Here is a 12,958-nt window from a genome sequence, read left to right as displayed (position 1 = left end):
CGTAAGGAATTTGTTGCTAAATATACTGTAATTATCTCAGTTTTGAGTTTTTGTCGATGTATGATTTTCGTCAATTTCAATGCTTTGCTTGGGTGGCCAGAAGAAATCACTAGGTCGGGTCAGGAAGTGAGTCATGACCAGTTTTGCCAAAGGTTTCCACTGTTCAAAACGCACCCGGCGCGCGCGTAAGGCTACAATAATCGTCAAAGTGAAACTGACAAACAAGTTGGTCAGGCCAATGAGTAACACACCCAGAAAAGACACTACGATCAAGCCGATATCAGGGCCATTGATGGTAATCAGGCCCTGAATAAAGTTGGCAGAGGCAAAGGCGATATGACGAATATCCAGCGGCAGACCGAGAATAAAACCAATGGTGCCCATACTGCCAAGCATGATCCCGAAAATAAAATTACCCGCCAGTGCACCCAGATTACGTTCGATATAGTCAGCAAAACGGTAAAGACGTTCTTGCCCCATCAGCTGCGATAAACGCACATGGGCTTTCAGTCGCGGGCCGACCTTGCGATAAACGGCCATATTGTCAAAATAACCGGCCAATAATCCGGACAGGAACAGACATACCCCGGCAATCGCTGCATGCGGAATTGCTAACGAAGTAAACGGATTCAGGTCATGCAGGGTTTTGGCCGCCTTGGCATGATTCATTAAAGGTTCATGCAGCGCAAAATCCCACAACAGGGTAATTAATGCTGCTACGGGAATCGCAATCGAAATATTACCCAGAATAGCGACAAACTGGGTGCGGATGATATTTACAATCAGCGCGGCCAGCTCGGCAATCTGAGCCATTTTCGAGCCTTTACGCTGCTGTACAGTAGCCGCCAGTGCGGCAGCAGTCATCGCCGGTTGTTTGGTTGCCACGGTAAAATGCAAGACGTGAATCAGCATAAAGCCTAGTGAATAGTTCATGCTATAGCTAAAGGCTTGCATTAAGGGAGCCATGGTGAGGCGTGTCATTAGAATTTTTAAGGTGGCCATCGTCGCGATGATGGCACCAGCACCTGCAGCTGATTTATACATGGCCAGAAAGCCTTGCTTGTCGGTACTCACATAATGCTCACCGGTCTTGCTGGCATTTTCAGTGACCTGTAAAGCCAAAAGTTCACTATTGGTGGCCAGCAGGGCCCGCACACTGCGTTCGCTATAAATTGCTTCAGTAATGTCCGCCATAAATAGGCCAATGGATTGATAACGCAGGTCATCGTCATCCATGACCATGTTCAGCAGGATTTCGACCCGTTCCAGACACTGTTCTAGCAGTGCCAGCATATAGGTCAGGCTGACACTGACGCCCGTCCGCTTGGTAGAACGGCGAATCTTGGCCACGACATCATGACATTGTTCCAGCATCACCAGCGCTTGTGACGCATCGGGTGGAGTGATCGAATCGACCAAGGTGACTGTGTTATAGCGCTTTTTATATTCCTGAATAAACTCGTTAATCTCACGATTCTGTACCAGAAAAGGAGATTCATATTCCATCAGTTCAGGCTGGGCATTAATAAATTCAGGGTGCAGACCAATACCACTGATCCGGTAAGACAAAATGGTCAGTGCCTTGATCAGCTGATCTTTAATCCGGGTTTTTTCAGGTTGATTGGAATGTCCCTGATTCAGGACTGAAAATAAACGTTGCCAGTCATCTTCATCAAAATAATCCAGCCAGTATTTATCAGTACGTTGATAAAAAACCTTGCGAAATAATTCCTGAAGTTGCTGATGGTCAGGAATCAGCGGCAAGACATGTGCACCAAGGCGCTGGTTTAGCTGGTTCCAGAATCCATCCAGAGACAAAATGCCGGTATCGGAAAACAGACCGGTCTGTTTATAGCGGTTAATGATTCGCAGGGTAAAGGTTTGAAGCGTGGCAACCGCATTCGGGGTGAGTAATAAAGCCCGGATAAATGCATTGAATTTCGCTTCGATCTCTTCGGTATTTCTGCTGTCTTCCGGTCTGATTCTTTCAACCAGTTCAATCAGAAGATTTTCATCCAGCACCGCCCGAGGTTGTTCAAGCTGGTGCTGCATGTTTTGGAAAAGATCTAGAAAATTGATATGCATAGGCGAGTTTAAAAGTTACTGAATTCGGTGTAGGGCCAGTTTGGCCAGATTAATCAGGGCCTGACGATATTCGGAGTCAGGTAATGCCTGCAAGGCATCAATTGCAATTTCAGTTTCTTCTGTAGCACGTTGACGGCAATAATCTAGCGCACCAGATTCATTGACAATTTGAATGACCTGTTCCAGATGTTCCGTACCGCCAGTCGCAATACTGCGACGGATGATTTCATGTTGCTCACCGGTGGTGTTTTTCAGTGCCGCAATCAATGGCAGGGTCGGTTTACCTTCCATGAGATCATCACCGATATTTTTACCGAGCGTGTCCGCATCGGAGGTGTAATCTAAAATGTCGTCAATAATCTGGAAAGCATTGCCGAAATGTCCGGCAAAGGTTTTTAAAGGCTGACGGAATTCGTTTTTATCCGACAAAATGGCAGCACCTTCTGTTGCCAGTTCAAACAGGCGCGAAGTTTTGCCATGAATAATATTCAAATAAGTCGCTTCAGTGGTTTCCGGCTGATGCTGGGATTGCAGTTGCAGCACTTCACCTTCAGCAATTTCACAGGTACCGGTCGAAAAATCTTTGAGCAACACCATGTTGTTCAGATCGACCAGCAAATCAAAAGCACGTGAAATCAGAAAGTCACCCACCAAAACCGCAGTCTGGTTATTCCAGGTCGCATTGGCCGTCGGGCGGCCGCGACGCAGACCGGATTCATCTACTACATCATCATGCACCAGTGTTGCGGTATGCAGCATCTCAATGATTGCAGCCAGTTTGCGGTGCGGTTCTAAATTTTCAGCACCACACGCCTTGGCGGCCAAAAGGCACATAATCGGGCGCATACGTTTGCCACCCGCTTCTACCACATGTTTGCTGACGGCCATCACTAATGCAACTTTTGAGGTAATTCCTTCATTAATGAATGTGTCCATCGCAGCAAAGTCGTTAGCAACAGGAGCGAGAATGTCTTGCTTAAAGTCGATGGTCATGTGAAAGAAAACCTCTAGTCTGGTAAATCGCTGGGCGTAGTTTAACAATTTATAACATGAGTGAAACCTAAGAAATGCATAAACTCCACTAAAAATCATCTTTTTATAGATCTTATGTAGATTCGATCCATATTTCGATCCATAAAAAATCAGGAAAGGTCAGGGGGCGTGGCCCTATTCGTCAGGCTGAGTATATTAATCAAACTGGCCGGATTTCTGCTGTATTATTTTGTTGCTGAATATATCTTGAGTATTTGATTTGATAGAAATTATTTAATAGTTAAATAATTAGCGCATCCTGCTCATTATTATTTCAGTAAAATGGCTTGTTGTTTTTTTGAATATCCCTTAAAATCCTCGCCCTTAGATATCCCCCAGTGGCGTACGTCTTAAGTTCGATATATTCCTTTATCGGCACGACGACACGGGCTTGTTTGGAGTACATTATGTACGCAGTAATCCAAAGCGGTGGTAAACAGCACCGTGTAGTTGAGGGTGAAACCCTTAAAGTAGAATTATTGAAAGCTGAAACTGGCGCGACTATTACGTTTGATGACGTATTGATGCTTGTTAACGGTGAAAGCATTCAAATCGGTGCTCCAGTTGTTGCTGGTGCTACTGTAACTGCTGAAGTAGTTAGCCATGGTCGTCACGACAAAATCCGCATCATCAAAATGCGTCGTCGTAAACACTACCGTAAACAACAAGGTCACCGTCAATGGTTCACTGAGTTGAAAATTACAGCTATTTCAGGCTAATTACGAGGAGTAAATAGACATGGCAACTAAAAAAGCCGGTGGTTCGACTAAGAACGGTCGTGATTCGAATCCTAAGATGTTAGGTGTTAAAGTTTACGGTGGTCAAACTGTAACTGCAGGTAACATCATCGTTCGTCAACGTGGTACTGAATTCCACGCTGGTCAAAACGTTGGTATGGGTCGTGACCATACATTATTTGCTACTGCTGATGGCGTAGTAAAATTCGAAGTGAAAGGTCAATTTGGCCGTCGCTACGTATCTGTTGACGCGTAATCCGCTGAGATAGAAAAAAAGCCCACAGTTATTGTGGGTTTTTTTATGCCTGAAAATTAATGTTCAGATTAAGCGACATTCCATAATGTAAAAATTGTCCTGAAATCTTCATGATGATGAACAAAAAAACCGGTTTCGAATTAATAACAATACAAAAGTTCTTATTTTCTATCATTTTAGCTTTTAATTTTCGTTTAAGATGAACTATCAAATAAATTGCGATCACGCAAAATATAAAGGTGAAATTATGAATATGCTTCGTAAAACCGTCTGTGCTATGGCTCTGGGTGCAGTGACTTTAGCACCGGTGATGAGTACAACCGTGTTTGCTGCACCTGTGGCAGCTTCGGAGCAACAGGCAACAGCCAGTCTGGTCAAACAGCTCAATCATGTGCGTAGCATGACGGCAAATTTCGAACAAAGTACCAAGGTAACCAATCCAAGAGCGACCCAGAAAAAAGGTTTGACCGCACAACATATGAATCAAACCTTTAAAGGGGTGATGAAAGTCGCGCGTCCGGGTAAATTCTATTGGGAAACGACCGCACCGTCGAAGCAAGTCATTGCAACCACGGGTAAAACCGTATGGATTTATGATCCTGACTTGCAACAAGCCGTTCGTCAAAGCTTAGATGAGCAGGTTGCTAATACACCGGCGTTATTGCTGTCAGGAAACACCAGCCAGATTATGCAGTCTTACCGGGTGACTCAGCCAAATAAAGGCAAAACCTATTACACGCTGTATCCTAAAAATACCGATGGTGTGTTTGAAAGCCTGACCATTAGCTTTGGCGCAAACAAAGCACCAAGCTTGATGATCTTGCAGGATTCATTGGGACAAACCACCAATATCAAATTTAGCAATGTAAAAGTAAATAGCAGTATTCCAGCCTCTACCTTTAACTTTACCCCACCAAAAGGTACGGACATCATTGATCAATAAGCATCAATATGAACCAACTGAAAAAGCAACCTTTCGAGGTTGCTTTTTTATTGCCAATCATCGGGATTGTTTTGGACAGGCTACAAGGTTCAGCTATATCTAGACAGGAGAGCGTCTTAGAATAAATAAAAGTCGAGTCAATGAAATTGCAAAATTTTGGGAGCTCAGGATGAAGATTAATCTATTTAAAACTGCTGAAATTTACGCTGTTTTATTACTCACTGTAGGTATGTTGGGTTGTCAGCCTCAATCTAGCTCAGTGGCAACGCTGGCGCAAACAGATCGGGTTGTGCAGATTGAAGGCAAGACCGTTCCTGTGAAAGGGGCAGCCAAAGTGGTATGTGAAATAGAAGGTTGTGTACGCTTTGATCTACAAACGGTGGACAGCAATATTGACTGGATTAATCAATATTTTATTGAGCGCATTCAGCATACCGAACCTGTTGCATTCACCAAAGTTACCCAGAAAAATCCTAAAAAAGCCGATGAACCGCATTATCTGGATCAGCGCTTTATCAAAGCGGAATTTGTCGGTCAGCGTGCCCATCTGGCGACTTTTGCTTTAAAAAGTTCCAATCTGGCAAGGAATAAAAATGCTTCTCTGAAACATGTGGAATATATCAATTTTGATCTAAAACAGAACAAACGTTTGGCTTTGTCTCAACTGTTATTAAATGGCGGTGAGCCAAAACTGCTGAATGCGATGTATCGAACCAATACTCAATGGCTGAATACGCAGGGTATTCAACAACAGCAGTTAAAATTGAGTGATAACTATTATTTTGATACAACAGGTCTGGTGATGGTGTATCCGGCAGGCGAACTAGCTCCGGCAGCAGCAGGAATGCCTGAATTAAAAGTGTCATATGCGGATTTAAATGAAGTGATTCGCCCTGAATATTTAGCCATTTTGCAGCAGACAGCTTCCTAAATATTGTGCTAATAGGACGCAGCCGTGGTCTTGGTCACTGTATTTTTTAATGCTAAGAGCTTACACTATAGCCAGTTTTTTTCTTCTGCAAAGATTGATTATGATCGACCCGAAATTACTCAGAAATAATATTGAGGCTGTAAATGTAGCCTTGGCAAAACGTGGTGTTCAACTCAATGTTGAAGAGTGGGCATCCCTAGAAGCACGCCGTAAAGAGATTCAGTCCAAGACAGAAACACTGCAAGCTGAACGTAATGCCGGTGCCAAACAAGTCGGTCAAATTAAAAAAGCAGGTGGCGACGCATCTGAAATCATGACTCGCATGTCTGCGATTGGTGATGAAATCAAAGCTGCTGAAGCAGCACTGGCTGAACTGCAAGCTGAGCTTGAAGAAAAATTATTATCTATTCCAAACTTGCCCGATGAAGCTGTGCCTGAAGGTAAAGACGAAAGCGATAACGTGGAAATCCTGAAATGGGGTACACCGCGTGAATTTGATTTTGAAATCAAAGACCATACGGATCTGGGCGAAATGATGGGCGGTCTTGAATTTGAAACCGCGACCAAATTAACTGGTTCACGCTTCAGTGTATTGAAAGGTCCATTGGCGCGTTTACAACGTGCCATTACCCAGTTTATGCTGAATACACACACAGACCAAAATGGCTATACTGAAGCCTATGTGCCTTATCTGGTCAATGCAGATTCATTGCGCGGTACAGGTCAACTACCTAAATTTGAAGAAGATCTATTTAAGCTGCAGGGCGAAAAAGAGTTTTATCTGATTCCGACTGCTGAAGTGCCAGTGACGAATTTCGTACGTGATGAAATTATTGATGCAGACCGTCTGCCACTGAAATATGCAGCGCATACGCCATGTTTCCGTAGTGAAGCAGGTTCTTATGGTCGTGATACCCGCGGTTTGATCCGTCAGCACCAATTCGACAAAGTCGAAATGGTTCAAATTGTGAAGCCTGAAACTTCGATGCAAGTGCTTGAAGAATTGACTGGCCATGCTGAAGGCATCTTGCAGGCACTTGGACTTCCATATCGTAAAATTTTACTTTGTGGTGGTGACATGGGCTTTGGTGCGACCAAGACTTATGACTTGGAAGTTTGGGTACCAAGCCAAAATACTTACCGTGAAATTTCATCTTGTTCAAACATGGGTGATTTTCAGGCGCGTCGTATGAAAGCGCGTTACCGTGCTGATCAGAAGAAAACTGAATTTGTACATACCTTGAATGGTTCAGGTCTGGCCGTAGGTCGTACTTTACTTGCAGTGATGGAAAACTATCAGCGCGCCGATGGCTCGATTGAGATTCCTGAAGTATTACGTCCATATATGGGTGGTGCGACTTATATCGACTAATTGTCGATCTCAGCATTCCTAAATGTGCATGAAAATTGCATAGACAGTCAGATTTAAAATTTTGAGGTAGTTTGTGGATATTTTTCCAATCTCGTTAAAGTTGCAACAGCAACCTTGTCTGATTGTCGGTGGTGGACATATTGCATACCGTAAAGCACTTTTACTTCAAAAAGCAGGTGCGATCATTCATGTGATTGCGCCTGAAATTGAAGAGAGTCTGCTGCGAATTGTGCAAAATAGCCAAGGACAATATGTGCAGGCGGCTTTTCATCCTGAAGTTGCATTACGTCCATATCGACTGGTAATTGCGGCAACTGACGATGCAGAGACCAATCGTCAGGTCTTTGAACTGTGTGAAGCGGAAAATGTCCTGGTCAATAGCGTCGATGATCCACCGCATTGCCGCTTTATGGTTCCTGCGATTATTGACCGTTCACCGTTAGTTATTTCTGTAGCCAGTAACGGTACTTCACCGGTGCTATCCCGCCAGATTCGTACCCAGCTAGAAACCACTATTCCGCATGGAATGGGCAAGCTGGCTGAGTTTTCAGGAAAATGGCGCAGTGCGGTTAAGGCTAAAATAGTCAATCCGGATGAACGCCGTATTTTCTGGGAAGATTTATATGCCAGTCCGCTAAAAGAACAGGTGTTCAACGACAATATCGCGGAAGCAGATCGCCTGATCGAGCAAGCATTACAAGCATGGCAACAGCCAAAAGGTGAAGTCTACTTGGTCGGTGCGGGTCCGGGTGATCCAGAATTGTTGACCTTAAAAGCCTTGCGTTTGATGCAGCAAGCCGATGTGGTGATTTACGACCGACTGGTTTCAGCGCCAATTATGGAGCTGTGCCGCCGCGATGCGGAAAAGATCTATGTCGGTAAGGCACGTTCCAATCATGCAGTTCCGCAAGATGGGATTAATGCTCTATTGGTCAAATATGCCAGTGAAGGAAAGCGGGTTTGTCGTCTGAAAGGCGGTGATCCATTTATCTTCGGGCGTGGCGGTGAAGAGATTGAAGAACTTTTTGCGGCAGGTGTTACTTTTCAAGTGGTTCCAGGGATTACCGCAGCTTCAGGATGTTCAGCCTATGCCGGTATTCCATTAACCCATCGTGATTATGCGCAAAGTGTGCGTTTCCTGACTGGTCACTTAAAAGAAGGTTCGCCAGAATTGCCTTGGAGTGAATTGGTCTATGAAAACCAGACCTTAGTGCTTTATATGGGGCTGGTCGGACTGGAAAAAATCTGTGCAGAATTAATCGCTCATGGTCAGCGAGCCGACATGCCGGTGGCCTTGGTGTCTAAAGGTACGACGCCTGAACAGAAAGTTGTAGTAGGAACGCTTGCCGATATTGCATCCAAAGTGTCCGAACATCAGATTCAAGCCCCGACTTTGACCATTATTGGTGAAGTCGTACGCTTACGTGAACAATTGCAATGGCATGAGCGAGGATAAGCAAAGCACTGCTTTGTCCGAGCGCAAGACGAAGGCTGTGCCTGAAGTAAGAGGATAAGCAAAGCACTGCTTTGTCCGAGCGCAAGGCAAAGGCTAGGCCTGAAGTAAGAGGATAAGCGAAGCACAGCTTTGCCCGAGCGCAAGGCGAATGTCCTGTCTGAATTAAATATATTGAGTGAGTAAGCTGTGATCCACGTTGTTTTATATGAGCCTGAAATTCCTGCAAATACAGGCAATATTATTCGTCTGTGTGCCAATACAGGAGCACAGTTACATCTGGTCAAGCCGCTGGGTTTTGAGTTGGATGACAAAAAGCTGAAACGTGCCGGTCTGGATTATCACGAATATGCCAATATGCAGATTTGGGAAAACATCGAAGACTGTCTGGCCGATTTGGCAAGCAAAGGCATTGGGCTGGATGCAATCTATCCATTGACCACCAAAGGTTCTGAAACACCGCATACTTCGGATTTAAACCGTCCTGTGGCCTTGTTAATGGGTCCGGAAACTCGTGGTCTGCCTGAACATGTTCGTATGATGTTTCCGCAAAAGCACTGGATTCGTTTACCGATGGCAGAGAACTCGCGAAGTCTGAACCTGTCAAATGCCACTGCAGTAATTGTCTACGAAGCTTGGCGTCAGCAGGGTTTTAAAACGCTTTAAGCGGAAATTTGTGATGATTCTAAAAGCTGCCTTTGGGTGGCTTTTTTATTTTGTGTAACAAATAGATAAACTGCTTTTCACTTCGTTGTATGCTTGAATTTATAACTTTATCAAATATAACAAAAGGTGCAGCTTTGAAGCCTCTAGTAAAACTTGTCATCGCATGTTGTCTTGGAACTGTTGCGGCTTCCGTGAATGCGGAAGAGGGCAGTGCTGCCACATCGGCAACAAAGGAAGTTCAACCCATTACTCAAGCGGAAATACAGCAGGGTTTGCTCAACATGCAAAAACGCTTAGATACGCGTATTGAAAAATGGGGGCAGAGCCTGAATTCAGATGATTTTCAATGGACCTGGCGGGGGCGTAAATTAAAGCCCGCCAAGCGTGAAGAAGTCTGTGATATTTTTCAGGATGTTGTGGATGAAATGTATCAACTGGCTATCAAAAATAGAGCCCGTTTAGGTCCGGAAGAGCAAAAGTTATTGTCTAATCGCAGTCTGTTTATTGAGAAACTGGGTTATGAAAATAATCGGGTCAATACCCAGATGGGTTTTGATTGTTATTTACATTAGTAAAATCAAAACATGACAGACATAAAAAAGGCGCATGAAGCGCCTTTTTTATTTGAATTGAAACGATATTATTTATCGTCAAATTCATTGTGCTGAGGAGCTGGGTGCTTGAAGCCTTTGGTTTTATAGCCCAAGTACAAGATACCGCCAAATGCCCAGATCAGACCGTATTTAAGCGAAGCTTCATCGACTTCTAGCCACAATGCAAATACTGAAATGAAGCCAAGTAAAGGAACAACGACAAAGTTCATGATCTCTTTAGCACTCTTGGTACGACCATCACGTAATGCATAACGTGAAATCACTGACAAGTTGACGAAACTGAATGCAGTTAAGGCACCAAAGCTGATCAAAGACACCACAAAGTCAAGATCCATAAAGCCAGCAGTTAAAGCCACTGCACCAGCGATTAGGATGTTGTAGGAAGGTGTGTAGTTTTTCGGGCTAATATGACCGAAGATCTTCTTGTTGATCACGCCATCACGACCCATCACGTACATCAGACGTGATACACCCGCATGTGCTGAAATACCAGAAGCCATGACTGTCACAATTGCGAAGTAAAGTACGACTGTCTTAAACGCCACGCCACCTACAGCTTGTAAAATATCCGGCTGTGTTGCAGCGATATCTTCAAAGTAAGTTTTTGGATCATTCGGGAAGAAGATCTGCATAAAGTAAGTACTGATGATGAAGATGATACCTGCCAATAATGCAGTCAAGAAAATCGCTTTAGGTAAGGTTTTCTCAGTATCTTTGGTTTCTTCAGCCAGAGAACTCAAAGAGTCAAAACCTGTGAATGAGAAGCACAGTAAGGTTGCACCGGTAATCAGGGCAGCAACAGAAGTAAACTCATTCCAGAATGGCTCTAAACTCCACAGTTGATACTTTGCATCGACCAGTGTGCCATCTGCATTTACGCCACCTTCCAAAAGTTGGTAAACCATCCAGGTGAAGTATGCAATGACGCCCAATTGTACGAATACAATCATACTGTTGAAGTTGGCAACAAATCTCGCACCGCGAAGGTTAATCGCAGTCATAAAGGCGGTTAAACCAATGACCCAAACCCAATGGTTCATGTCTGGGAAAAGTGCTTCCAGATAAATCACCGCCAGGATGATATTGACCATTGGCGATAACAGGTAATCCAGCAAGGATGACCAACCCACCATGAAACCTACGTTCGGGTGGATGGATTTTTGCGCATAGGTATAGGCCGAACCCGAAGAAGGGTAGCGACGAATCATATGACCATAGCTCAAGGAGGTTAACAAAATTGCAATCAGTGCAAAAATGTAAGAGGTAGGAACGTGGAAGTTACTTTCTTCAGATACCAGACCAAATGTATCGAACAAGGTCATGGGTTGAATATAAGCTAAACCAATAATAATGATGTGCCAGAGTCCCAGCGTTTTTTGCAGTTTAGCTGCCGATTGAGTCCCAGAGATATTAGTCAACGGCGTTATCCTCTTAATCGTTGATCAAGGATCAGTCATATTTATAAGGATCGTTTGAGACGAACGATCCCCCCTACAGTTTTCTATAAAAGTCCGCCAATCTACTTGAAAAGAACGGCTTTTGCTAGCTATTTTTTTGACTTTTGTCCTGCATAAAATGTGCCATTCAAAAAAGAAATCGAATTTTTTCTTATGCAAGATAAAAGCCTGATGTTTAAAAAAACATCAGGCTAGAATTTCGGCTATATTGGCTTATTTTTCAGTAATTACCAAGCCTTTTTTAAGATAGATTTTAAATCTTCCAGGGTGGCTTCTTTCGGGTTATAAATGATGGAACCATCATTCAGGGCTTTCTCTGCCACTTCATCGAGCTGGGCTTCAGAAATCTTACCGGTTTCACGTAATGTGCGTGGTAATTTGGTCAGACTGTAAATCCGGTCACGCATGGTCAGAATCGTCGCAATGGTTTTGTCAGCACGTAGATGCGCTGGCGTTTGTGCATAAATATCGGCACCCGCCAAAGGCAGGAGCAGATCTGCAATTTTATCGCCATTGACCTCTTTGTTATATTCCAGCACATAAGGCAGGAATAAGTTCATGCATAAACCATGCGGCAGGTGTACCACTGCACCCAATGAGTGCCCCAGTGAATGCACAATGCCAACCATCGAGTTGGAAAATGCAATTCCCGCCATGGTCGATGCCTGTGCCAGCTCCAGACGGCCTTGTGCATCGGAAGGGTTATCCAGCACATTAAATAGGTGGGTACTGATCTTTTTGACTGCGGCGGTGGCATAAGCATCCGAAATCGGATTGGCTGCCATGCAGGTATAAGCTTCAACCGCATGGGTCATCGCATCCATTGCGGTCATGGCGGTTAAATGCGGCGGCAAGGTCTGGGTCATGCGGGGATCCAGAATCGCAGCATGCGGCATCAGATAATAAGAGGCGAACGGCATTTTGACGTTCTTTTCAGTGTCCGACACGACAGCGACCATGGTCACTTCTGAACCTGTACCAGACGTGGTTGGAATCACAAAAAACGGTTTCAGCGGTTTAGGCAGGTTGTGAGCACCTGAATATTTCAGCAGGTCATCACCGCCTTCAGAGACCAAAATATTGGTTGCCTTGGAGGTATCAATGACTGAACCACCGCCCACAGCAATGATCGCATCACAATGATTTTCGCGATACAGCTTTGCCGCACTGCGTACTGTACCCAAGCTAGAGTCGGGTGGTACGTCATCAAAAATCGCTACAATTGCAGCATCTGCCATTTCAAATGCAGCTTCAATCGGTGCTAGCAGGTTGTTGGCGCGTACACCTTTGTCGGTAATGATCAGCGGACGTTTTGCCCCCAAAGTCGCAAGTTCAAACGGAATATGTTCTAACGCGGCATGACCGGCAATCACTTTGACCGGACAGAAAAATTCATAATAAGGTTTAGCCAT

The 12,958-nt window shown here is 44.4% G+C and carries 12 protein-coding genes; 8 read left to right on the top strand and 4 right to left on the bottom strand.

All coding sequences use genetic code 11. The annotated features are described in order from the left end of the window. Positions 1–36 precede the first annotated feature (36 nt). A complete protein-coding gene (locus HGD77_RS11410) occupies positions 37–2,085 on the bottom strand; it encodes a site-specific recombinase (protein ID WP_129716276.1) in 2,049 nt (682 codons plus the stop codon). A 15-nt stretch (positions 2,086–2,100) separates the two neighbouring features. Then, complete coding sequence (gene sdsA / locus HGD77_RS11405) at positions 2,101–3,078, bottom strand: All-trans-nonaprenyl-diphosphate synthase (protein ID WP_005265900.1); 978 nt, start codon at positions 3,076–3,078, stop codon at positions 2,101–2,103. Between the two features lie 446 nt (positions 3,079–3,524). Between sdsA and rplU the strand changes: the two genes are divergently transcribed. From rplU to HGD77_RS11365, 8 genes are all read left to right on the top strand, one after another. Beyond that, positions 3,525–3,836 (top strand): 50S ribosomal protein L21, encoded by a 312-nt coding sequence (rplU, locus tag HGD77_RS11400; protein ID WP_004280640.1) that lies wholly within the window; start codon positions 3,525–3,527, stop codon positions 3,834–3,836. A gap of 19 nt (positions 3,837–3,855) precedes the next feature. Further along, positions 3,856–4,110, top strand: coding sequence for a 50S ribosomal protein L27 (gene rpmA, locus HGD77_RS11395; RefSeq protein ID WP_004280639.1), 255 nt, complete (start codon positions 3,856–3,858; stop codon positions 4,108–4,110). 247 nt (positions 4,111–4,357) lie between these two features. Beyond that, on the top strand, positions 4,358–5,053 hold the full coding sequence (gene lolA, locus HGD77_RS11390; RefSeq protein WP_004280638.1) for an outer membrane lipoprotein chaperone LolA: 696 nt from the start codon (positions 4,358–4,360) through the stop codon (positions 5,051–5,053). 169 nt (positions 5,054–5,222) lie between these two features. Continuing rightward, on the top strand, positions 5,223–5,984 hold the full coding sequence (locus tag HGD77_RS11385; protein ID WP_005247778.1) for an RsiV family protein: 762 nt from the start codon (positions 5,223–5,225) through the stop codon (positions 5,982–5,984). Positions 5,985–6,084: 100 nt separating this feature from the next. Continuing rightward, on the top strand, positions 6,085–7,356 hold the full coding sequence (gene serS / locus HGD77_RS11380; protein WP_004645799.1) for a serine--tRNA ligase: 1,272 nt from the start codon (positions 6,085–6,087) through the stop codon (positions 7,354–7,356). 73 nt (positions 7,357–7,429) lie between these two features. Beyond that, the gene (gene cysG / locus HGD77_RS11375; RefSeq protein ID WP_129716274.1) at positions 7,430–8,812 is read left to right on the top strand and encodes a siroheme synthase CysG; all 1,383 of its coding nucleotides are present in this window, start codon (positions 7,430–7,432) and stop codon (positions 8,810–8,812) included. Positions 8,813–8,998: 186 nt separating this feature from the next. Beyond that, positions 8,999–9,475: a tRNA (cytidine(34)-2'-O)-methyltransferase gene (locus tag HGD77_RS11370; protein WP_005106302.1), complete on the top strand. Its 477-nt coding sequence runs from the start codon at positions 8,999–9,001 to the stop codon at positions 9,473–9,475. Positions 9,476–9,564: 89 nt separating this feature from the next. Continuing rightward, a complete protein-coding gene (locus tag HGD77_RS11365; protein ID WP_129716272.1) occupies positions 9,565–10,047 on the top strand; it encodes a hypothetical protein in 483 nt (160 codons plus the stop codon). Between the two features lie 68 nt (positions 10,048–10,115). Here HGD77_RS11365 and HGD77_RS11360 read toward each other — a convergent pair whose 3' ends face one another. Next, complete coding sequence (locus HGD77_RS11360; protein ID WP_004280630.1) at positions 10,116–11,507, bottom strand: APC family permease; 1,392 nt, start codon at positions 11,505–11,507, stop codon at positions 10,116–10,118. Between the two features lie 266 nt (positions 11,508–11,773). Then, entirely contained in the window at positions 11,774–12,958 is a 1,185-nt protein-coding gene (locus HGD77_RS11355) for an iron-containing alcohol dehydrogenase (RefSeq protein ID WP_004280629.1), read from the bottom strand.

Source organism: Acinetobacter sp. NEB149, assembly GCF_012516415.1.
In the GTDB taxonomy this organism is placed as follows: domain Bacteria; phylum Pseudomonadota; class Gammaproteobacteria; order Pseudomonadales; family Moraxellaceae; genus Acinetobacter; species Acinetobacter lwoffii_V.
Note: the sequence above shows the minus strand (reverse complement) of the source record. Positions and strands in the feature narration are given on the sequence as shown.

Coding starts and splice junctions, on each gene's coding strand:
- HGD77_RS11385 (WP_005247778.1), top strand. CDS start 5,223: ATGAAGATTAATCTATTTAAAACTGCTGAAATTTACGCTGTTTTATTA.
- sdsA (WP_005265900.1), bottom strand. CDS start 3,078: ATGACCATCGACTTTAAGCAAGACATTCTCGCTCCTGTTGCTAACGAC.
- serS (WP_004645799.1), top strand. CDS start 6,085: ATGATCGACCCGAAATTACTCAGAAATAATATTGAGGCTGTAAATGTA.
- lolA (WP_004280638.1), top strand. CDS start 4,358: ATGAATATGCTTCGTAAAACCGTCTGTGCTATGGCTCTGGGTGCAGTG.
- rplU (WP_004280640.1), top strand. CDS start 3,525: ATGTACGCAGTAATCCAAAGCGGTGGTAAACAGCACCGTGTAGTTGAG.
- HGD77_RS11355 (WP_004280629.1), bottom strand. CDS start 12,958: ATGGCTAAACCTTATTATGAATTTTTCTGTCCGGTCAAAGTGATTGCC.
- rpmA (WP_004280639.1), top strand. CDS start 3,856: ATGGCAACTAAAAAAGCCGGTGGTTCGACTAAGAACGGTCGTGATTCG.
- HGD77_RS11410 (WP_129716276.1), bottom strand. CDS start 2,085: ATGCATATCAATTTTCTAGATCTTTTCCAAAACATGCAGCACCAGCTT.
- HGD77_RS11365 (WP_129716272.1), top strand. CDS start 9,565: ATGCTTGAATTTATAACTTTATCAAATATAACAAAAGGTGCAGCTTTG.